Below are 23,085 nucleotides of genomic sequence, written 5' to 3'. Positions count from 1 at the left end.
TTATAGTTTAGTTTCAGCTCTTAAGCGATATGGATTGCTTTTGTTTTTGGTTGTATTTAAAACGAAATAATCTAAAGTCGTACCGGCATCAATCATATAAATTTTTAAAGTCTGTTTTCCTTTGGTTTTAATAGTAAATTGTAGTTGCTTTTTGGCCGTATTGCTCAAAACGTTTTGCTTCCATTCATTGCTACGTCCTTCGGTTTTAAAATCTAAAATTTCAATAGGTTCATCATTCCATTGCACAGCGATACTAACATTACCATTAGTCGTTAACGGATGCGTTGGAATTGCGCTGAACGTTAAAGTAGCCTCCTTGGTTATGGTTTCGGTGTAAATATGATATTCTAAAACTGGTTCGTTTTTGTAGTCTGAAAAGGATTCTGACGTTAAAGGCCAGGACTGTATTGCATGTTTTGAATGGCCTAAACCTTGTAACGGTTTCCAAAAAGTACCGTTTTTATCAACATCGTTACTAAAACTACTGGCATACCAAATGGCTAATCCATTCTTTTCGATAATGCTGTTTTTGGTTAGATTTAAATAACTTTCGGAAATATTAATTTGAATATCCTTTTTGAAATTTTCGGCCTCAATTGTAATTACTTCTGAAAGCGGTTTACCGCTTTGCTTCCATAATTCCCAATCAATGGAGACAAGAATTCTTTCTTCCAGTGAATTTTCAAAATTTAGAAACCCTGATGATTCTGAAATATTAAGCCATTCAGGAACATTTTTGAATGTCCAGTTAGCATTTTCTTTTGATTTTAAATACACATCAATAAAATATGATGCCAAATCATTCACATAGAAGGTTGGTAGCTTACTTATTTTCTCAGATGTTTTTAAAGTGTCTTCAACTGAAACCCCTATAACATCTTCTGAAGCATTTTCATAAAGTTCAATTTCTGGATTTTGGTAAACAGGAAGATTTCTAGGCTTCATATGCATAATGCCGTTCCATTTTCCGTTCGACAACGCATTGTATTTTTCGGTTAACGAAACAATATTCTTATAAGCCTGATTGGCTAATAATTTATATGTTTCAGCACTTTTTCTGCCTTGTTTAACGTAAGTGAGTGCTTTATCCCGATACAAAAATTTCTGATTCATTTTCGCAGCCGCTTCAACAGGATAACTTACCAATTGAACAAATGAAGATTTTAAATTTTCAGGTAACGATTGTTCTATTTCCTTGACTTCCTTTTCTATGGTTTCATAATCCTTAATGCGATTTGAAATCTCGTCACCATAACTGAATGGGTTGTAATTTGTAGTGTTAATTTGCGTGGTTGGTTCGGTTTGACTCCAGCCCATAAATTCGGGTTTACGTTCGAAAGCCAAATGGTAATATTTGGTTTTTATATTGGCAATCGTTTTTCCATTATCTTCTCCAAAAATATCTGTAAAAAAGTCTTCTTGATGTTGGGGTATGGCTTCAATATCTTCAAATTTAGAAGCGTCATAAGCTATATCTAAAAATAGCTGGGTATTGTATTCGGCAGGTTTAATATCGCCAACATTTAAAATCCAGATAGTTTTATTGTTCAGGGTGTAAGCTTTCATCATTTCTTCCCAAATCAAGTAAGGACTTGTGGTGCTTAACCATAAATAATCATGAGGTCGGCCCCAATACGATGCATGAAAATACACACCAGCTCCGCCGGAACGTTTTTGTTCTTCGGTATCGCTTAAAGATCTTATATAACCGTAGTTGTCGTCTGTCCAGACTAAGGTAATATCTTCAGGAACTTCAAGTCCGTTTTTATATAAGTCCAGAACTTCTTTATAAACGGTAAAAGCTTGAGGAACTTGAGTAGCATCAGGATTAATATGTTTTTCAAGTAAGCCACGCTGGTCTTTTATAATGCCGTCTAATAAATCTACAGCTTCGTCTTTACTTTTCACACCTTCCATACCACTGTCGTGTACGCCTCGCATCCCCATAGTATAAATGGCATCGATATTTTTTGCAGCTTTTACACGGTTTTCCCAATAGTTATAAACCGAGTTTTTATTGTTTTTGTAATCAAAGCGCCCTAATTCTGTTTTGTTCCATTCGTCTACGTTATTTCTTAACATGGGTTCGGCATGTGATGTGCCAATGACTATGTTGTATAATTTGGCCATTTTTGCATTGCCAGGATAGTGAAAAAAGGCTTTGGTGCTAGGATGCATGGCTGGCCAGATGGCATTGGCATTAAGTCGAAGTAGCAGTTCAAATATTTTAGAATAGGTTTTCGGACCGATGTCGCCTGTTTCGGGTTCGAATGTTTTCGCTGCCCAGGGTTGTAAGCCCCAATCTTCATCATTTAAAAAAATACCTCTGAATTTTACTGAAGGTGCTTTACTGTAAAATTCCGTTTGGTTTAATATCAGTTCGTTTTGTTTTTTTGCAGGAACATCGGCCCACCAATACCACGGATTTACACCTATTTGTTTCGAAAGGTTAAACACGCCATAAGCTGTTCCGCGCGGCTGGGTGCCAGCTATAACGAAAGCTTTGTTTATATTTTTATTAGGATTTGAAACGGTTTTGTAGAGATAACTTTCCCATTGGTTTTTAAATTCTGAAGTATAGTCAGAAGGGTATAAAAACTTATTAATCAATTTAGATTCTAACGCTCCAATAACAATAACATGACCTTTAGCATCGTCTATATTTGTTATGATTTTGGGCTTGTAATTAGTGACTTTAAAGATGTCTTCAGCTAATAAATGTGAGGTAATAGAATCTAAAGGAGATGCGGTTTTATCGTATAGAATAACGGTTTGATGTAATGAAGTATAGATTTCAAATGTTTGATTCTGTTGGTTTGTTGATGCCGTTGAAGTACCGCATGCCATAAGAATAATAAGACTTAAAAATGGTAATATGAATTTAAAAAACACCTTCATTTATAGTTTATTTATTTGAAATACAACATCATCAATTTGACAATTTGAACCAGCTTCGCCACTGGTATAAAAACCGATTTCTACTTTTCCGTTTTTTACTTCGATATTGTTAAGCGTTATGGTTGACCAATTTTCTGTTTTGTTGGTAACAGTAAAACGTTTTTCAACACCAGCGCTTTCAGCATAAATGTTTAACATTTTAAAATGGCCTTGAGTTTTAATTTTTGCAGACAAAGTGTAAGTTCCAGTAGGTAGTTCAACAAAAGGTGTCGACTGTATAATTTGATATACTTTTCGTTTGAAAGGGACTTTATCTTCAATATTCAGGCTTTTTTCACCAATAACCTGTTTTCGGTCTTCTTGCGAATTGAAATAATTAAGTTGCGGCGACTCTGAATCACCAACAAGAACAGCATTACCTTGATACACCTGAGTCATCCACCCTGTAAGGTGTTCCTGAATAGGTTTTACAGGTGAAGGAATAGCTCGACGGTCGGCTTCAAAACTTGAATTTTTTACATAATTATTATCGCTGGCAACTCGCCATTCTCCAGTAGTTTCATTTAAATTCCATGAATTTAGTGAGTTGAAAAACGGAGTGTCTCCATCAAAAGACATAGGCATCCATTGGTTATAACCAAGACCATTGCCGGCAAAATTTGCCCAACGATCTCCACAATACATTACGGTTTCCGTCTTGCTACCTTTAACGTTTACAAAAAATCCGGTTTGAGTAATATGGGCGAAATCATCCATGCATCCTGGTGTTACAAGCATTTCATTGGTAGGTGTGTATGGGCCTTTAATATCATCGGCAACCAAATAATATGCAAAAGACGAATCCCAGCCGTAGAGGTTAGAAGCAAAAACGTAATATTTGTTGTTGTATTTAAACATGCAGTTACCTTCACGACCTTTGCCTTTGTAAATTTGCGTGCAATCCAGCAAATCGACTTTGCCATTTTTTATACCAATTTCTGAAATGTATATTTTGTTTCGTCCGCGGCCATAGGAATACACCAGATACGATTTTCCGGTATTGTAATCAGTGAAAACGGTTTGGTCGCCTGTGTTTGGTGTGCCAATCATTTCGGTCATATCGAGACGATGGTGCCATTTAAAGGTCTCGGTAGGTGTATCGGATAAGGCAATTAAAACACCATCGTTATGCTGAATGAATAAAGCATATTGTTTTATTTCTGAAACATAAACAACACCCAGTCTGCCCATCCAACCTGTGTTTTTATCATGGGTTAAGGCTTCCGATTTTTCGAATATGTTATTTTCAAACCTCCAGTTTACTAAGTCTGTAGAACTATAACAAGTAACAGCAATAAAATTATCCTTGGGTTGTGTAAATGAAGGGTCTTCGCGGTATAATTCGGCTTCCTTGTAATGAGTACCATACCAGTAATAGGTGTCTTCTCCTGTTTTCGGGTTTGGGAAAGTGAAAATACCACCACCTTGACTGTAAATTGGTTTACCGTTAACGGTGTTCCAAAATACATCGTTTTTAATGTTGTTGAATTGAGCATATACAATTAAGTTCATCAATATGATCGATGAACTTAATTGTCTTTTTAAAAGAATGGATTCAAATTTCAACATTATAAAGGAAGTGTTTTAATTACTTCATTCTATAAATTTCGGCACCAGCTAAAAGAAAACAACCTAAACCATAATCTTCAAAATCTGGTACTTTGGTGTACGATAAAGGCATACCATCTTTAGGTTCTTTTCCAGTAGATTGTAAATAACCAAGGAACCCGTTGTCGTTTAAAGCTTCGTGAATAATACCATTCCATCCTTTTTCAATTACAGGCAAATACTTGTCTTTGCTTAAAATACCATTGTTAACCCCGTAGGCCATGCCGTAAATAAATAAGGCAGTTCCCGAAGTTTCTTTACCTCCAAAATGTGAAGGATCGTGTAAACTTACATTCCAGAACCCATCATTACGCTGGATAGGAACTAGGGCCTCAGCCATAGCTTTTAAATCTTTAATGTACTGATCGCGGTGTGGCGCATCTTCCGGGATGATTGATAAAACTTTTGCTAAAGCACCAATAACCCAACCATTACCACGACTCCAGTAGCAATCTTCTCCGTTAGGTTCGGTGTACGGCGGATCGAAATCGGCATCGCGCCACCATAATCCATCTTTTGGGTTGTAAAGTCCGTTGTCGCCATGTTTATTTCTGGTATACATGTACATCTCGTACATTTTTTCGAAGTAGCGTGTATCGTTTTCTAAAACACCTAACTTAGCAAATACAGGCATCCCCATTTGAATGGCATCAATCCAAGACCAGTCGTCCAATTGAGGGGTATTCATAAGCATGTTTATACAAGCCTTCGTGTTTCTTAGTTTCTTTGAATCGGGTTCTAAATTGTATAAGTCAATATAGGTTTGCGCCGCACAATAATCATCGGCATTTCGGTTAGCATTACCATTTCTAAAACCCCAGTTATGGAATTCCGCCCAATCGTAAGCATATTTATAATAGCTTTCTTCAGGATATATTTCGTATAAAGCCATTAATCCTTCGTAGTACACACCACGCGTCCAGATGTTACTTGGACGTTCTTTATTTGTGATAATCGTTTTACCTACATCTTCCCATTTTTCCATGAAATATTTGTTGGCAAGTTGCATGTCTTCTAAGACTTCTTTTTTGTTGAAAGGTTGCTGAGCAAAACTTAATCCTGAAATTAAAAGTCCTAAGCTGAATGATAAAAAATGCTTTTTCATAAGATAATTGTTATTGTAATGTCTTTTTTAGAGGAGTTATAGTTACAGGACCTAAAAGTCCAGACGGCATCGGGTTCCAAAGGGTGGCATCAAATTTTTGATAATCTTTATTTACCATGTTAATCTCGTAAAAGATTTTCCATTCTTCACCTCTTAATTCTTTAGCACGTATTCTGTTTGCAGGCAAATTGGTAACCTGTATTTTTAATTCGTTGGTTCCTTTTTTTAGTTTCCTTAATTGAATATTGAAAGGTGCCGACCACACGTCTCCAATATAGGTGCCGTTTAACCAAATTTTGGCGCTTTCTCTAACATCACCTAAGTTGAGCTTCCAGTTATCGACAACAATTTCAGGTGCATTAAATTCTATCGTATAAGAAGCTGTTCCAGAAAATGCTTCAGCTTCTGGACTTAAAGTTGTCCATGACTGTAATGAATCTATTGTAACGGAAGCAGGAAGTTGGGGACCGCCTTTTTCAAAGTCGAAATTCCAGGTTCCTGTTAAAGGTATAGCTTCTGCTGATGTTTCAAAATAACCCCAGTCTTTTTGAGACTTGCTGTTTTCGGTTTTAAGAATATAAGATTTGCCCGGCTCAATTTGAAGTTTTACCAAAGTTCTATCGTCTTCTTTTTTAACTATAGCATTTCCAACGTTGAGCGTCAACGGATCTAAAATAATGACTTCTTTATTGCCAATAGCAATAGGAAGGAAATCGTCTATAGTTTTAGATGTATGATTTACCAAATAATAAATTTTTTCCCCATCAATATCACGACGAATGAATTTCAACCCACTTTCCACCAGAGTTTCAGGGTTTACATTGGCAGTTTTTAAATCGTTGTATAAATCTGTTGTTGTTTTAAATAAAGATTCATTAGAAGATATCAAATCTAATAATTCTTTGTTTTGAGCTTCATAATCGTGATATCCGGGAACTGATTCGGGTAAACCTTCAAAAATAATATGCGCACCTGCTTGTTTTAACTCTAGTAATTTTTTCAAGGTTTCAAGAGGCATAAATTCTGAGTCTGGAACCACTAAAGATTTATAAGTTCCGCCAGGTAAAACAATCAAGCCATCTTTAACCGAAGCTTCAGCAATAAATTGATCTGAAATAAAATCGGTGTTATAGCCTTTGGCCATTAAATTTTTACAGGTTTCGTAAAACGGTGTGTCGTGAAGCCATTCGTCTAACGAGTGGATTTTAAACTGAAAGAATAATGAATTTTTTAAGTTTTTACCCCAGGTATCGTAAATGGGCCAATAGAGTAACGTTTCGTTGTCTGGTTGCCCCGATTGGAGCATCGATTGGCAGTTTGAAATATATGAAAATAACGATGGGACATCTTCCCAAATGGTGTTATTAGGATTGAAATTAACCGATGCATAGAATTTCCATCCCGGCCATGCAGCACGTTCCGGTGAGTAGGTTGAGCCGTGTAAAAATACGTGGTTAATACCGTTAAGCAATAAATCTTCAACTTCCGGTTTACATTGCGATAAAGCCGTTTTAAAATGGTCGCGAAGCCATGTGAAGGTCTCAGATGAGGTTAATGGTTTTCCTGCAATATGCGCTGCCGATGACGAAAATTTTAACATAACAGGATCGGCATCACCTTCACGAATGTCTTCTAATTCACGTCTAAACCCAGGAATATCGTAAGGCATAGAGCCAAAGGTTTCACATTCCGGAATATCGGCTGAAGCGTATAAATCAATCAGGTTTCCAGGCGAGCCATGCGCTTGCAATTTTGTTTTAAATTGTTTTGAATTTGCCCAGTCTGTCCACGGAATATCGAATTTATTCAGTAATAAATCCGATAAGGTTTCGCGATAATCGCTTTTAATACGGTTGCTAATGTCGTTATCGGTAGTGTCTAGCAATTGTTGTAAATGTGGTAATAAATCGTAACCACGACGCGTTTTAAATTCATCAAGGAATTGAGGTGTAAATGTGGTGCCGTAAACTTCATAACTGTCGTTAAAAATAGCACGAATTTTTCCGGCGAATCCGGATAAGGCTTCATTGAAAGGTATAACGTATTCGTTTAGAGCATCGGTAGAGTAGTGGTCTAAAGTATAACCTTTACCACCCGGTGCCGCACGTTTTACTTGCTGGCGTGTTTTTCCGCTAAATACTGCATAAATGGTGTAATCGGAGTTGTTTGCTTGCCAGTTTAGCTTTTCGTTTTCTAGTTTGTCTGTTATCTCGGTTGCATTTCCATCAGTATCAAAAGCAATAACATGTAATAGGCTTGCTAAACCATGTTGTTTTTTATCCTTAGGTTCAATGGTTGTATTGATAGTTGCGCCTTTTTTTACTTCGTATTTTTCAACTAAAAGTTGTGTCGCAGCATGTTCGGGAGTGACTTGTGGTCCGCCATAAGGCCAGCCTGTTCCTAAAACCATATCGACACCCATATTCAAACTATCAGCTACATCAATGGTATAATCCAGAATATCCATGTATTTAGGAGACAGGAAGTCTATGAAATTTTCTTCTTCGCCTTTAACACCATAAATCGGCGTAATTTCTACACCGCCTAATCCTGCTTTTTCAAAAGCTATTAAGTGCGATTTAATGTTTGGTTTATCGACTGCACTTCCCATCCACCACCAGCGTGTCCAAGGCTTTGTCGTGTTGGTTTGTTCCGGCCATGGCGACTCTGAATCGGTGTCTATTTCTTTACAGTTAACAAGCGTAACGCAAGCTAACAGTAATAAGATATATGTGTATTGAATTTTCATTTAAAAGAATTGAATGTATTTAGTTTAATGTTGATGTTTTTCGATATCGACCGCGTAAATTTGCGTAGTTCCTTCAAAGTTAGCTCTAAAGATAATTTGTTTTCCGTTGGGAGAAAAATGCACATTTGGCTCTAAATCGTAGTTATGGTTTTTCATGTTCACTAGTTTTTCAGAAACTAAACTGTCTTCTTTTGGGGTGAAATGGTATAACCACATGCCGTCTTTGGCACGCGCTACTTGACCAGGATCGCCGCCATCGCCAGCAAATGTTTTTTGGTCGGGAGAGATGTTGTAGTGAATAGACCATTCATCTCTTTTTAGTCCGTAGCGCGTTTCTTTACCTGTCTCCAAATTTTTTCCAGCAAGGTAAAAGGTAACGCTTCGCGGTATTTGTAAATCGAACCAAATGGTTTCTCCATCAGGACTAAAAAATTCATGTCCTGCAATTTCACGTTCAACGGTTCTTTTGTGAATTAAAGTTGTGTCTTTTGTTTTTATGTTGATGTTCCAGATGCGGTCAACTTTATGCCAAGGGCCTTCATGGCAGTACATTAAATTGTCGGGATCTGTGGGTGAAAACTGAATGTGATTTAACCAAGCATTTTCAGAGTATATATTCTTAAATTTTTTAGTGTTTACATTAATGGTAATAAGGCTTCGTTCTAATTTGGCTTCGTAAATCTTATCAAAATAACTTGATTTTTTAGGGTTCTTTTTAAAGATTTCGTTTTCTTCTTTGGTAATTAAAGCACCGCCGAGTAAGGTTTCATCTGCATTTAAAGTGGTTACAGAACCAATAACATCATCACTAAATTTATAGATGAATTCGGTTTTATGGGTGTCGATATGTGTAGCAAATACACTGTCTTTAATCATGTAAAAGACTTTGCGGGTTTTGCGTCCCAAAATTTCACCACGTTTATTCCCTTTTTTGTGGGTAATTTGTTGAACTTCCTTTGTGGTTAGGTTTACAGTGAAAAACTGATTTCCAGTTTCAGAAGAACCGGAAAAAATCATTAAATCTTCAGTCCCGTCTTCCGATTTTAAAAACGGGTTATTATGAAAGTAAAAACTTCGGTTGTCTCCGGGTCTGTTGACTAATTTTTCAACTTTATGGCCTGTAATAGAATCGATCCAGATTTTTGCAACAGAACTTGCTTTGCCTGTTTCTATCACTGGAATTTGGTGTTCTGCTTTTGAATTATTCGATTTACATGAAACAGAAATAATTAGTGAAAGGGTTAATAAATATGTTAAAGGTCTCATTGGTTTAGTTTTAATTGAAGTTTTTTAGGTTGTCATATGTTCTTCAAATCAATAGTTAGTTTTCCATGAAATTAATAACGTTTTCATGAATATGTTTTTCCTTTAGGATATTATCTACCGATACATTTTTAAGAAAAACATTCTCGATAGGAAGCTCTGCCTGACCAAATATTTTTGATAGATATTCGGTTTCCGTAGCCGATACATTTTTAAGGTGTACGTCGCTAATTGGGGTTAGTTTTCTTTCTATTGTTGGCACTAAATCACGCCATTGGTAAAGCACATCGGTTTCTATTCCTAAAACTCCATTAGCTATTTTACCCGCTTTTATATTTTCAACAAAAATGTTTTTTACATAACCACCACGACGTTCGTTGGTTTTTATAAATACTAAATGATACATTTTGGCACCATCAACCACGTTACAGTTGTCTACAAAAACATTCTCAATACCACCGGAAAGCTCACTGCCAATAGCGACTAACTGATGTCCGTTTTTCATGGTACAGTTGCGCATGACAATGTTTTTTGAAGGTGTATTTAATCGCCAGGCATCCTGATTTCTACCAGACTTTATGGCAATAGCATCATCACCTTGGTCGAATATACAGTTTTCAATAAGTACATTTTCGCTCATTTCAGGATCAACACCATCATTGTTATGTCCGCGAGCGTACACATTTAAATTTCTGATTACTACATCTTTTGAAAGATAAGGGTGAATGGTCCAAAACGGACTGTTTTCAATAGAAACATCTTCCAGTAAAATGTTTTCACTTCGATTAAACTGAATAAACTGCGGTCGGAAATGTGCGGTGTCATTTACCATTTGACGCTCCTCAACAGGTTTGTTATAAGACGCCAGATTGTAAAGTTGTTTTAAACTATTCATATGAGGCTCCGGACGTGGAAACCAGGTTTTCCAAATATCCATTTTAGCCTTTAATTTGCCTTCGCCGGTAATGGCAATATTTTTACATTTATAAGCATAAATTAAAGGAGAATAATTATAACATTCCATGCCTTCCCAGGTTGAATGCACAGCAGGAAGATAATCTTCAGGAGCTTCAGAGAACAATAAAACGGCATCTTTATTTAAATGCAGATTGACATTACTTTTTAAATGTATGGTTTTTGTAATCCATTCACCTTCAGGAATAACTACAATACCTCCTCCAATGGCGTTAGCTTCAGTAATGGCATCAGCAATAGCTATGGAGGTTAGTTCCTTGTTCTCTTGTTTAGCTCCAAAATCTATAATATTAAATTGTTTGCAGTTTTTGAAATTTGGAATTTTAATAGCAGGCATTTCAAAAGGCGTGTGAACTTCTATTCTAGAAGTTTCAACAGGATTAAATTCTTCTTTACAAGATAGATTAAGAAAAATCGTAGCTATTAAAAAAGCTTGAGCGGTTTTAAGCATTAGTAGTGGTTATTTGTTTAATTGGATAGTAAAGGTATTTTTTACATTTATGAATAGTATCCTGTAGCATCCTGTTTTTAGTGGGGTTACAAATTGCAATAATGAGTTTTTTAGCTATGCGATATGTTTAATAATACGGATGTATTATTTTGTTTTTGATAGGTATTGTGTTATATTTTTGAGTAAATACAGGTAAGAGCAGGATGCTTTAACAAAAAATTAAGATTTAATTTGAATACCAGTTAAATAGAAAATAATCTTTTTTTATTTAACAAATAAAAAAAACAACTAAACTAAATAATCTATGAAAAACAAATTAACTCATTTATTGAGTTTACTTGTATTTACAATTATGTATACAACAAGTTATGCTCAAGAAAAGACAGTTACAGGAACTGTTACAGATGTTTCTAATCTTCCTCTTCCTGGGGTGAATGTATTAGTTAAGGGAGCTAACCGAGGGACTAGTACAGATTTTGACGGTAATTTTAGTATTGATGTTTCAGTAGGCGAAACTTTAGTTTTTTCCTATGTGGGTTTTAAATCTACAGAGCGAGTTGTAGGTAGTGAGAATACCTATAGTTTATCGCTTGAAACAGACAATGCACAACTAGAGGAAGTTGTAGTCGTTGGGTATGGTACACAAAAACGCGCTATGACTACTGGAGCTTTGTCTTCCATTAAAACTGAAAATTTTGTTGAACGACCAATTTCTAGGGTAGATCAAGGTTTAATCGGACAAATTGCAGGGGTTCGTGTTAAACAAACTTCAGGTATGCCAGGGCAACCATTCAGTATTAATATCCGAGGAACGGGGTCTATTTCTGCGGGTAATGAGCCATTGTATGTAATCGATGGGTTTCCTATCCATACAGAGGGAACAACGAGCAGTGGAGGGTTTTCAAATGGAAGTCCATTAGACAATATCAATCCGAATGACATTGCTTCCATAGAAGTTTTAAAAGATGCGGCTGCAGCTGCAATTTATGGATCAAGAGCTTCAAATGGTGTTGTAATAGTAACAACAAAGAGAGGTAAATCAGGAAAACCTAAGTTTACTTTTAATATGTATTCAGGAGTATCCAAAGAGGTTAAAAGAATGGATATGTTAACTTCGGAAGAGTGGATTGAGAGAGCTAAAATTATGATCGATACGCAATGGGAAGCATCTGGAATTCCAGGGGCATCGGCAGATCAAACCGTTGATGAAAGACGTGATTTGTACAACCTGAACAGAGATCCGGATTTAGGACCAGATCAATTCAATACAGGATATATGTACGATCCAAGATGGGATATTCCTGGTCATCCAGGTTTAGACTACATCGATTGGCAAGACCTTATCTTTAAAAGAGGAGAGTTCAATAACTACCAACTATCGGCTTCAGGGGCTACAAATGTGGTTAACTATTATGTGTCTGCTAATTATAATAAGAATAAGGGATATATTGTAGGAACAGATTACACATTGTATTCTGCAAGAGCTAATGTCGATATCAATTTATCAGAGCGATTAAAAATAGGTTTAAACATTGCGCCGTCGTATTCTATTAAAAACGACCCGGGAGTAGAAGGTAAAGATCAAATTTTACACCGAACAACCGGAGCGACTCCAGTTTTTGAAAGTTCTACCAACGAAAGTGGTGAAAAATATACAACTAGATATGCCTGGGGTAGTAGTACAACAAATCAACTTCCGCTTTTAAACAGAATTGGAAGAAATACAATGTTCAGAAATTTAATGTCTTCATATGTTAGCTATAATATTTTAGACGGTTTAACAGCAAAAACGACGCTAAACTTTGATAATGCAGATAATACTAATGAGGTTTACAGACCAAGTGATAATTTATCAAGTATTAGAGGAAACTATAATACATATAGAAGACAGAACTTTGTAAACGAGAATACTTTAACTTTTGATAAATCTTTCAACGATACACATAATTTAACCTTATTAGCTGGTCAGTCATACAGTTCATACAAAATTATGCGATCATTTTTGTCTTCAGGAAACTTATACAACAGTTATTCTATAGAAACATTACCAAGTGGATCTACAGGAAGTACAAATGCAGAGAAAAATGTACAGGTGTCGTATTTTGGAAGGTTGCAATACAACTATAAAGAGAAATATATTCTTTCTGCAAGTATAAGACGCGATGGGTCTTCTAAATTTGGTTTTGCTCAAAGATGGGGTACTTTCCCATCAGCTTCTGTTGGATGGCGAATTACAGAAGAAGATTTTATGAAAAATGTAGATTGGTTAAGTGCCTTAAAACTTAGAGGTAGCTGGGGTGTAAATGGAAACAACAATATAGGTAATTATGCAGCTTTTTCAACTTTAGGATCTTACAATTATACGCTTGGAGGAGGAACTGCTTTTGGACAAGGAGTATCGGGTATACCTAATCCTTATTTGCATTGGGAAGAATCTGAAAGTACTGATGTTGGATTAGATTTTGGATTCTTTAAAAATAGAATTACAGGGGTTTTTGATTATTATAAGAAAACAAATAGTGATTTATTACTACAGGTTCCGGCTTTAGCAGCTTCAGGATTTACAAGTTATCTTTCTAACATTGGTAAGGTAGAAAATCAAGGATGGGAATTAGAGTTAACTACCATAAATGTTAGCAATAGTAATTTTCAGTGGAAAACTACAGCAAACATAAGTCATAACGAAAACAAAGTATTGGCTTTAGGTCCGGATCAGGATAAAATTGAAATTAATTCAAGCTGGGGTGGTGGTGTACCTTTTTACAAATTAGAAGTAGGTAAACCAATGTATACCATATTCACAATTGTACAGGATGGTGTAGTAACTCAGGAAGATATTGACGGAGGAGGAACAACCTGGGGAGGTAGAGCATTGGTATTAGGCGATCCTAGATATGTTGATCAAAATGGTGATGGGAAAATTACGACTGATGATCGTGTTGATGTAGGTAACCCAACGCCTAAATATACCTGGGGTATTACCAATTCATTTAAGTATAAAAACTTCGATTTAAATATTTTAGTTGAAGGACAAAATGGAGGATATATTTACGGATTATTAGGTCGTGCTTTAAACAGAACCGGTATGGGTGCAGTTGAAAATACTTTAGATGTTGATCCGGCTGTTAGAGGAAACTGGAAAACCAATTTTGGATATGTTCCTAATACAGACTGGTTATATAAATCAGACTACATAAGTGTTAGAAATGTAACCTTAGGTTATGACCTGTCTAAAGCTTTAAAATCCTTCAACAGAATTGACAATGCCAGACTTTATATGACTTTAGAAAATTGGTTCTATAAGGATAAGTATGATGGTGGATTTAATCCTGAAGCAAACAATGTGTCAGGAAGTAACGATAGCAGATATCCAGTGCCTGCAGATTATGGTGGAGCACCTTTGGCTAGATCGCTAGTGGTAGGTTTAAATATTAATTTTAACTAGAATTAAGATGAAAAAGTATATATATATCATTGCAAACATAGTTTTGGTTTCTATGTTTACGTCTTGTGAGGATGATTTGAACCAGATACCCTTGTCACAAGGAACAACAGAGAATTTTTATTCTACTCAAAATGATTTTGAGCAGGCTTTAAATGCAACGTATTCCATAGCTTTCCACGGTAGTGGTACTTATGGTTATGGAAACAGAGTTCTTAATTTAAGTGAAACAAGATCTGATAATTATTATGCTACAACTCAAGCATCAAGAGATTGGGAAGGGATTAACAATTTCTTTACCTCATTAAGTTCTAATGGACTAGTTAGAGAGGCTTATGTAAGTAATTATAATGCAATTTATAAAGCAAATCAGTTTATTGAGCAAATTGCTCTTAAAGGAAACGAAGTAATTCCTGTAGATGCAGAACGTACAGCTATGGAAGCAGAAGCTCATTTTCTTAGAGCATTTTGTTATTTCGATTTGTTAAGATGGTATGGCCGAGTGCCATTAATAGATAAAACCCTGTCTCCTCAGGAGGTGGCTACGGTAGAGCGTACAGCGGTTACTGAGGTTTATAATTTAATTATTTCAGATTTAGAGTTTGCAGTAGCTAATCTTCCGGAACCTGATGCAATTGCTGCTGCAGATTATGGTAGAGTAAGTAAATATGGGGCAAAAGGGATTTTAGCTCTGGTTTATATGACCAGATCTAGTGCAGATTACGGAATTCAGGGATCAACTCTAGGGTTAGATGAGTGGTCGAAAGCATATCAGCAGTTGAATGATATAAAAGCCAGTGGTAAATATGCGTTTTCAGATAATTATGAGGCTATTTTTAGAGTTGAAGGGAGTAGTAATAAAGAAAATGTATTAGTAGTTCCTTATACTCAAAATACAGGTAATGGCGTTGGAAGTAATTTTATGGTAGAATTGGGTTACGAACCGTATTTTGCTTCTTTAGGGCTTTCGCAGCAAGGATCTTTAGAGTATCGTCCTATTTCAAGTTCTTTTTTAAGTACATTCGATGAGACCGATGAACGTAGAAACTTCGGTATTGTAGAAGATTTTACAGTGGCTTCAGGTACCTTGGCAGGCGATTATTTCGACAGACCAACTTCTATTAAATACATAGATGTATCTAGATATGGAAATGGAAGAGAAGATTGGGGAGTAGATTTTATTGTTATGAGATATACAGATGTTCTTATGTTAATGGCAGAATGTACTTTACATGGCGGCGGTGGTTCTCAGGCAGATGTTGATGATATTGTTAACGATGTGAGAGAACGTGCTGGATTAGCCAGAGATGCAAGTAATATAACCTTAGATCAGTTGTTTGCAGAACGTAGAAAAGAATTTTTTGGAGAAGGAACACGATGGTTTGATTTAATAAGAAGCGGAAATGCTGTAACAACAATGAATGCATGGAAAAATTTAGAAGACACATCGAATAGTATTGGGACGATTAATGAAAATTCACTTTTGTATCCTATTCCATTGCAAGAAATGTTAGCGGCACCAGATTTATATGATCAAAATCCAGGTTACGATAATTAAAGAATTAGTTTGTTTAAATATGTTTAAAGGCGCTGCAGTTTATTATTGTGGCGCTTTTTTATTTAAACAGTATAGCACAGGATACTATTTCGTTTCCAATAAAATATCTTTATTGTCCAACTAACTTTTTTAAACATAATTAATATTCATGAGTATTCGGTTATTACCATTTGCCTTACTGAGTTGCGCTTTTCTTTTGTTTACCTCTTGTAAAAACAAATCATATCAAAAGGAGATTGTAGAGAAAACGGATAAAGGACTTAACATTTTAGTCATTATCGCCGATGATGCCGGGTGGAACGACGTCGGGTATAACGGCTCTGAAATCCATACACCTAATATTGATAGTTTGGCTAATAAAGGAGTAAAACTTAACAGATTTTATGCCAACCCAACCTGTTCGCCATCACGCGTATCGTTGTTAACAGGAATGCCTTCCAGTCGTATTGGTGTTGTTGCTCCTATTAGCGGCAAAAGCAATAAAACCCTGCCCGATTCGATTACGACTTTACCTCAGGCTTTAAAAAAGAAAAACTATCAGAATGCTCTATTCGGAAAATGGCATTTAGGTTTAGATATTTCTAACGGACCAAATGCCTTTGGTTTCGATTATTCTTATGGGTTTTTACATGGGCAAATCGATCAATACACACACCGTTATAAAAACGGAGATGCCAGTTGGTATCGAAACGATAAAATGATTGAAGAAGAAGGTCACACCACCGATTTAGTGACTAAAGAAGCCATCGAGTGGTTGACCAAAAAACGAGATACAGCTAAGAATTTCTACATACAATTGGCTTATAGTGCACCGCATTTTCCCTTACAGGAAGAAGAAAAATGGAAGCAACCGTATTACAAAACCATAAAAGATAGTAGTCGCGTGGACTTTGCTGCTGCCATGACACATATGGATGATGCCATTGGGAAAGTTCTGGAAACCTTAAAAGCACAACATCTGGAAGAAAATACATTGGTGCTTTTTATAAGTGATAACGGCGCCATGGAAAACTGGTATCCAACATTTCAGTACGACGGAAAGTTTAATAAAGGGAACGATGTTTTAGGAAGCAATTTTCCATTGCGAGATTGGAAAACCTCTAATTACGAAGGCGCCATTCGAGTGCCTGCGATAGCTTATTTTAAAGGGAAGTTACAGCCTGAAGAGAATTCAAATTATATAGCGATTAGTGATGTTATGCCAACAGTTTTAAGTATGATAGGAGAAGCCATTCCAAAGTATGTAGAAGGTAAAAATGTTTGGCTGTCTATTGAAAATAGTGAAGTTGAAACTAATCACGATATTTATGTACGAGGTCATATTCAGGAAAGTTTAATTCATAAGCCTTGGAAAATGATTAGAAATCGTCATAAAGATGGTTCGCCGGCTATATATCAACTTTATAATATTGAAACTGACCCTGAAGAAAAACATAATTTGATAGATGAGGAAAATGAAATTGCTGAAATGATGAAAGAGTTGCTGCAAAACCAGTTTAAAAAAGACGACAAGACGGTAAACGTCGAACTAAAATAGATTCTTATTCATGAAATTCAAATTACTTTACTTCATTCTATTGTTGATTCTTTTTTCAGCATGTAGAACTCAAAAAGCGAAAACAAATCAAACCAACATCGCCGATAAACCCTTATTTCGAGACCCGATTTTTGATGGTGCAGCCGATCCTTCTATTTTATGGAATGAAAATGATAAAGTTTGGTACATGTATTATACGAATCGTCGTGCAAAAGATACAACGCTAAGTGGCGTGGCTTGGGTTCACGGTACTAAAATTGGTATAGCCGAATCTAAAGATGGTGCCCACTGGACGTACAAAGGTACTTGTAATATAGATTACGACATTGAAAATATTACCAATTGGGCGCCCGATGTTTTAGAGCATGATGGCATTTATCACATGTATTTAACTATTGTGCCGGGCATTTTTGAAGGCTGGTATCATCCGCGTTACATTGTGCATTTAACCAGTCAAAACATGGTAGATTGGGCATTTCAGTCTAAGTTGGAACTGGCTTCCGAACGTTGCATCGATGCCGATGTTTTTCAATTACCAAACGGGACCTGGCGTATGTATTATAATAATGAGAATGATGGAAAATCGATTTATTATGCCGATAGTGACGATTTATACCATTGGGTAGACAGCGGTAAAAAAGTTGTTAAAGATCGGGGTGAAGGACCAAATGTGTTTCGTTGGAAAGACAAAAACTGGATGGTTAACGATGCCTGGCGTGGTCTGGGTGTGTATTGGTCTGATGATTTTGAACACTGGAACCGTCAAAAAAATAATATTCTACAAGTTCCGGGAACCGGAGCAGACGATAAAGTTATCGGGGGGCATCCCGATATTGTGGTGAGCGGCGATAAGGCGTATGTATTTTATTTTACCCATCCCGGTCGTACACCTGAAAATAAAGGAAAAGACTCGTATAACACCAGACGGACTTCTATTCAAGTGGCTGAATTAAAATATGTAGATGGTGAAATTGTTTGCAATCGTAATCAACCTGTTCAGATTAATTTAAATATTAAATAGTCAATTAAAATGAAAAAAAACACCATTAGAAATGCTTTTAAAATGAAATTGAAACCGGGTTTTGAAGCCGAATATAAAAAGCGTCATGATGAGATTTGGCCGGAACTTTCAGCATTACTTTCAGAAACCGGAATTCAGGATTACAGTATTTTTTTAGATGAAGAAACTTTAACCCTTTTTGCAGTTCAAAAAATTAGTGAAGATTTTGATCACGATTTGTTGCCTAATCACTCTATTGTAAAAAAGTGGTGGGCATATATGGCGGACATAATGGATACAAATCCTGATAATTCTCCGGTAGCCATAGCATTAAAAGAAGTTTTTCATTTAGATTAGTAGTTTTAAATAATTTCTCATGCGTTTCTCATATTTCATTTTTTCATTCGTTACTTTATTTACACTTCAATTTTCCGGTCAAAATAGAAAGGTAATAGATTTAAAAGAAGACTGGAAATTCTCTAAAGGAAATATTCAAGCAGCTTCTCAAAAAGGCTTCGACGATACGAAATGGGAAGCGGTAAATGTTCCTCACGACTGGGCAATTTACGGTCCTTTTGATAAGGAAATCGATAAACAAACTGTTGCTATTGAACAAAACGGAGAAAAAATACCAACTGAAAAAACTGGACGTACCGGAGCCTTGCCATACATTGGTGATGGCTGGTATCGCAAAACATTCAAACTTTCTGATGTTAAAGCAAGCCAAAAAGTGTTATTAACTTTTGATGGAGCTATGAGTCAGCCTAAAGTTTATGTGAACGGCAAGAAAGTAGGTGAGTGGAATTATGGCTATAATTATTTTTATTTCGATATCACAGATGTTCTTGAAGAAGACAATGTTTTAGCCGTGCATTTATCAAATCAGGGTGAATCTTCCCGGTGGTATCCAGGAGCTGGATTGTACAGAAAAGTACAACTGATTGTAAAAAATAAAGAAAGTATCAACCATTGGGGAACGTTTATCACGACACCTTTGGTTTCTGAAGATGTTGCTAAAGTAAATGTGAAAACTAATGTAACTGGAAGCGATTTAAAGTTAGTGACGACTGTTTTTGATGCCGATGGAAATGAGGTGGTTTCAAATCAAACAATCACTTTGTTTGATAATCAATTCGAACAAAACATTCCGGTAAGCAATCCTAAATTATGGAGTCCGGAGTCACCATATTTGTACACGGCTGTTTTAAAGTTGTATAAGGATGAAAAGTTAATCGATGAGGTGTCGACTAAATTTGGTATTCGAACCATTGCTTACGAAGCGAATAAAGGCTATATTTTAAATGGTAAAGTCCGAAAGTTTAAGGGTGTTTGTCTTCATCATGATTTAGGCCCCATTGGAGCAGCAATAAATACATCAGCTTTGCGAAGACAACTTCGTATTTTAAAAGATTTGGGGGTTGATGCCATTCGAAGTTCGCATAATATGCCGTCGCTGGAACAATTGGAATTGTGTGATGAAATGGGCTTTATGTTTTTAGCTGAAAGTTTTGACGAATGGGCAAAAGCGAAAGTGAAAAATGGCTATCATCAGTTTTTTGAAGCTGATTTGGAGAAGGATTTAGTAAACTTGATTCATGCCACGCGTAATCATCCGTGTATTGTGATGTGGAGTTCAGGAAACGAAGTACCTGATCAGTTTGGTGCCGAAGGTGTAAAACGCGCGAAGCGCTTACAGGATATTTTTCATCGTGAAGATCCCACACGCCCCGTAACTGTTGGTATGGATCGCGTTGCACAAACCATGAAATCTGGTTTTGGAGCTTTGTTGGATGTGCCGGGATTAAACTATCGTCTGCATTTGTATGAAGAAGCTTTTGAGATGTTTCCACAAGGATTTATTTTGGGGTCTGAAACGTCTTCAACTGTGAGTTCAAGAGGGGTTTATAAGTTTCCTGTTGAAAAAGCAAGTATGAGACAATACAACGATTTTCAATGTTCATCTTACGATTTAGAATACTGTAGCTGGTCTAATGTTCCGGATGACGATTTTGTGCTTCAGGATGATAAACCCTGGGTCATCGGGGAGTTTGTTTGGACAGGTTTTGATTATTTAGGAGAGCCAACACCTTACGATGATAAATGGCCGTCGCGAAGTTCGTATTTCGGAATTAATGATTTGGCAGGACTACCTAAAGACCGTTTTTATTTATACCGTAGCCGATGGAATACAGAAGATGAAACCCTTCATGTTTTACCCCACTGGAACTGGGAAGGACGCGAAGGCGAAACCACTCCGGTATTTGTGTACACGAGTTATAACAGCGCCGAATTATTTGTAAACGGAAAAAGCATGGGGATTCAGAAAAAAAATAATGAAACCCCTCAAAACCGTTACCGTTTAATGTGGATGGATGTTAATTATGAACCAGGAACACTTAAAGTTGTGGCTTTCGATGATCATGGGAATCCGGCTGAAGAAAAAGAGATTCACACTGCTGGGGCTCCTTATAAAATTTTATTGCAACTTGAAGAACAACAGATAAAAGCAAATGGCGAAGATTTGGCATTTGTTAGAGTTTCTGTGGTTGATAAAAATGGAGTTCCTTGTCCGACGGCGACTAATCAATTAGAATTTAAAGTGACTGGAAAAGGAACTTATCGGGCGGCTTGTAACGGTGATGCCACTTCGCTAGAGTTATTCCATTTACCTACAATGAAGCTGTTTAGTGGAAAATTAGTTGTACTTGTGCAAACTACTAAAGAGGCTGGCGATATTCAGTTAAAAGTCAGTGGAAAAGGATTGAAAACAGGACAGGTAATGCTGAAATCTGTTTTTCCTCAACTTAAAAATTAAAGTGAAATCTATTTTTGTTGACTTTGGTAGAAATGTTGAATGAGCTATGTTGATAATTATTGAAATGGATATATAATAAAAATGCTTCGAAATTATTCGAAGCATTTTTATTAATGTGAAATAGGGTATTTTCTAATCAAAATAAATATAACTTCTTAATCCAAGGGTTCTAGATTTTTTAAAGAGTTCAGCTACGGTTTTAGCTGTAAATGTAGCGCCTTCCAAATTAGTGTGAGTATGGTCTTGAGGGAAAAAAGGTTTTACATACTCTTTTCCTAAAGCTTCGTATTTTGTGGCTACAATATCATTTAAATCGAAAAACGGTACATGTTCAGCTTCAGCGACTTCTTTAGCCCATTTTACATAGCTATCGGTACGTCTTTCGGCTTTACCATTTGGCCATTCGTTACGTGGGGTTAGGCTTAAAATAATAGGGTTTGCACCTTTTTCTTTCGTGTCGTTAATCATCTTTTTTAAATACCAACCGTAGGTGTGTACCGTTTCAAGTCCGGTGCTGTCACGCATTACTTCCTGTGTTTCGTCGCCAATACCTTTTAAAGACCCTCTAAATTTCTTTTTATCAATATTTCCGGCATCATTATGTCCAAATTGAATAACAACATAATCACCTTCCTGAAATTCACTTTTAGCGGCGTCCCATAAGCCTTCATAGATAAACGTTCTGGTGCTTCTTCCGCCTCGTGCTTTATTAATCACATTGACTTGCGTTGTATCGCAAAATTGCGGAAAAGGCACACCCCAACCAATGGTGTTCGGATTGCTGCTACTTGCCATGGTGGAATCGCCGATTAAAAAGATATTTTTCTTTTTTGGAAGAACAACTTTAACATCGCTAAGTATATAATTTTTAATTGAATTATCGGTTTGTTTTAATTCATTAATAATGATGGAAGCTGCCATCGCTGCTCCTCTTGCCGAAGGATGGGTATGGTCGCGTTTGTAGAAATAGGTTCCTGTCACTTTATTTTCGCCAAAACCTTCAAGCTTTTCAGCCATTTTTTCATTTAAATTAATGAATGTAGCTCCTGTTTTTTCTGCAATTTGCTTCGCCCATAAGCCATAAGATTTGTCGTTTCTTGGTACTTTACCATGCTCCCAGTCGTTTCTTGGAATTGGAGACATAATAATAGGAATAGCTCCTTTAGCTTGCGTTTCCTTAACTACTTTTTCTATATACCAGCCGTAAGAGTGAACAATTTCATGTTCTCCGGTAATCATATTGATTATTTCTTCGGTTTCATCACCAATACCTTTTATAGTTCCACGGGCTCTAATGGTGTCATTAACGGGGCCGTTATCATTATGTCCGAACTGAATCATCACATAATCGCCACGTTTCAGTTGTTTTTGAACAGAATCCCAAAGACCTAAATTTTGAAAGGTACGGCTACTTGTTCCTCCTAAAGCATGATTTTCAACCTTAACTTTGGTACTGTCTAAAAACTGACCAATAAAATCGCCCCAGCCCCAAAGTCCGCCAGAACCATCGCCACGACCATTTTTTACTGTAGAATCTCCAACGGTATAAACAGTAGGTTTTATATTGTTTTGCTGTGCACAACTTGTTAGAGCGATGCAAAGGCATAAAAGTGATAGTAACTTAATTTTTTTCATTATGTTTTAT

13 protein-coding genes are annotated in these 23,085 nt (G+C 36.4%); 6 read left to right on the top strand and 7 right to left on the bottom strand.

Annotation, left to right across the window (positions count from 1 at the left end):
* From NO995_RS03965 to NO995_RS03940, 6 genes are all read right to left on the bottom strand, one after another.
* The gene (locus NO995_RS03965) at positions 1–2,898 is read right to left on the bottom strand and encodes a glycosyl hydrolase 115 family protein (RefSeq protein ID WP_258226368.1); all 2,898 of its coding nucleotides are present in this window, start codon (positions 2,896–2,898) and stop codon (positions 1–3) included.
* The gene (locus tag NO995_RS03960; protein ID WP_258226367.1) at positions 2,899–4,449 is read right to left on the bottom strand and encodes a family 43 glycosylhydrolase; all 1,551 of its coding nucleotides are present in this window, start codon (positions 4,447–4,449) and stop codon (positions 2,899–2,901) included.
* A gap of 76 nt (positions 4,450–4,525) precedes the next feature.
* On the bottom strand, positions 4,526–5,650 hold the full coding sequence (locus NO995_RS03955; RefSeq protein ID WP_258226366.1) for a glycoside hydrolase family 88 protein: 1,125 nt from the start codon (positions 5,648–5,650) through the stop codon (positions 4,526–4,528).
* Positions 5,651–5,660: 10 nt separating this feature from the next.
* Positions 5,661–8,399: a glycosyl hydrolase gene (locus NO995_RS03950; protein WP_258226365.1), complete on the bottom strand. Its 2,739-nt coding sequence runs from the start codon at positions 8,397–8,399 to the stop codon at positions 5,661–5,663.
* 24 nt (positions 8,400–8,423) lie between these two features.
* A complete protein-coding gene (locus tag NO995_RS03945) occupies positions 8,424–9,665 on the bottom strand; it encodes an oligogalacturonate lyase family protein (RefSeq protein WP_258226364.1) in 1,242 nt (413 codons plus the stop codon).
* Positions 9,666–9,720: 55 nt separating this feature from the next.
* Positions 9,721–11,088 carry a glycoside hydrolase family 28 protein gene (locus NO995_RS03940; protein ID WP_258226363.1) on the bottom strand — a complete coding sequence of 456 codons (1,368 nt, stop codon included), beginning with the start codon at positions 11,086–11,088 and terminating at the stop codon, positions 9,721–9,723.
* Between the two features lie 304 nt (positions 11,089–11,392).
* Here NO995_RS03940 and NO995_RS03935 point away from each other — a divergent pair, with 304 nt between their 5' ends.
* The 6 genes from NO995_RS03935 to NO995_RS03910 all read left to right on the top strand — a co-directional run bounded on the left by NO995_RS03935 (position 11,393) and on the right by NO995_RS03910 (position 21,440).
* On the top strand, positions 11,393–14,533 hold the full coding sequence (locus NO995_RS03935) for a TonB-dependent receptor (RefSeq protein WP_258226362.1): 3,141 nt from the start codon (positions 11,393–11,395) through the stop codon (positions 14,531–14,533).
* Between the two features lie 7 nt (positions 14,534–14,540).
* On the top strand, positions 14,541–16,088 hold the full coding sequence (locus NO995_RS03930; RefSeq protein ID WP_258226361.1) for a RagB/SusD family nutrient uptake outer membrane protein: 1,548 nt from the start codon (positions 14,541–14,543) through the stop codon (positions 16,086–16,088).
* Positions 16,089–16,236: 148 nt separating this feature from the next.
* Positions 16,237–17,625 carry a sulfatase-like hydrolase/transferase gene (locus tag NO995_RS03925; protein ID WP_258226360.1) on the top strand — a complete coding sequence of 463 codons (1,389 nt, stop codon included), beginning with the start codon at positions 16,237–16,239 and terminating at the stop codon, positions 17,623–17,625.
* A gap of 10 nt (positions 17,626–17,635) precedes the next feature.
* Entirely contained in the window at positions 17,636–18,646 is a 1,011-nt protein-coding gene (locus NO995_RS03920) for a family 43 glycosylhydrolase (protein WP_258226359.1), read from the top strand.
* A 9-nt stretch (positions 18,647–18,655) separates the two neighbouring features.
* Positions 18,656–18,982 (top strand): L-rhamnose mutarotase, encoded by a 327-nt coding sequence (gene rhaM / locus NO995_RS03915; RefSeq protein WP_258226358.1) that lies wholly within the window; start codon positions 18,656–18,658, stop codon positions 18,980–18,982.
* A gap of 19 nt (positions 18,983–19,001) precedes the next feature.
* Entirely contained in the window at positions 19,002–21,440 is a 2,439-nt protein-coding gene (locus tag NO995_RS03910) for a DUF4982 domain-containing protein (RefSeq protein ID WP_258226357.1), read from the top strand.
* Between the two features lie 132 nt (positions 21,441–21,572).
* Here NO995_RS03910 and NO995_RS03905 read toward each other — a convergent pair whose 3' ends face one another.
* On the bottom strand, positions 21,573–23,075 hold the full coding sequence (locus tag NO995_RS03905) for a rhamnogalacturonan acetylesterase (protein WP_258226356.1): 1,503 nt from the start codon (positions 23,073–23,075) through the stop codon (positions 21,573–21,575).
* Positions 23,076–23,085: the final 10 nt, after the last annotated feature.

Source organism: Aestuariibaculum sp. M13 (genome assembly GCF_024723255.1).
Taxonomy (GTDB): Bacteria; Bacteroidota; Bacteroidia; order Flavobacteriales; family Flavobacteriaceae; genus Aestuariibaculum; species Aestuariibaculum lutulentum.
This window is presented reverse-complemented; position numbering and strand designations above follow the sequence as displayed.

Excerpts from the sequence above, each read along its gene's own strand:
- NO995_RS03965 (WP_258226368.1), bottom strand. The coding sequence starts at position 2,898 with ATGAAGGTGTTTTTTAAATTCATATTACCATTTTTAAGTCTTATTATT.
- NO995_RS03960 (WP_258226367.1), bottom strand. The coding sequence starts at position 4,449 with ATGAACTTAATTGTATATGCTCAATTCAACAACATTAAAAACGATGTA.
- NO995_RS03955 (WP_258226366.1), bottom strand. The coding sequence starts at position 5,650 with ATGAAAAAGCATTTTTTATCATTCAGCTTAGGACTTTTAATTTCAGGA.
- NO995_RS03950 (WP_258226365.1), bottom strand. The coding sequence starts at position 8,399 with ATGAAAATTCAATACACATATATCTTATTACTGTTAGCTTGCGTTACG.
- NO995_RS03945 (WP_258226364.1), bottom strand. The coding sequence starts at position 9,665 with ATGAGACCTTTAACATATTTATTAACCCTTTCACTAATTATTTCTGTT.
- NO995_RS03940 (WP_258226363.1), bottom strand. The coding sequence starts at position 11,088 with ATGCTTAAAACCGCTCAAGCTTTTTTAATAGCTACGATTTTTCTTAAT.
- NO995_RS03935 (WP_258226362.1), top strand. The coding sequence starts at position 11,393 with ATGAAAAACAAATTAACTCATTTATTGAGTTTACTTGTATTTACAATT.
- NO995_RS03930 (WP_258226361.1), top strand. The coding sequence starts at position 14,541 with ATGAAAAAGTATATATATATCATTGCAAACATAGTTTTGGTTTCTATG.
- NO995_RS03925 (WP_258226360.1), top strand. The coding sequence starts at position 16,237 with ATGAGTATTCGGTTATTACCATTTGCCTTACTGAGTTGCGCTTTTCTT.
- NO995_RS03920 (WP_258226359.1), top strand. The coding sequence starts at position 17,636 with ATGAAATTCAAATTACTTTACTTCATTCTATTGTTGATTCTTTTTTCA.
- rhaM (WP_258226358.1), top strand. The coding sequence starts at position 18,656 with ATGAAAAAAAACACCATTAGAAATGCTTTTAAAATGAAATTGAAACCG.
- NO995_RS03910 (WP_258226357.1), top strand. The coding sequence starts at position 19,002 with ATGCGTTTCTCATATTTCATTTTTTCATTCGTTACTTTATTTACACTT.
- NO995_RS03905 (WP_258226356.1), bottom strand. The coding sequence starts at position 23,075 with ATGAAAAAAATTAAGTTACTATCACTTTTATGCCTTTGCATCGCTCTA.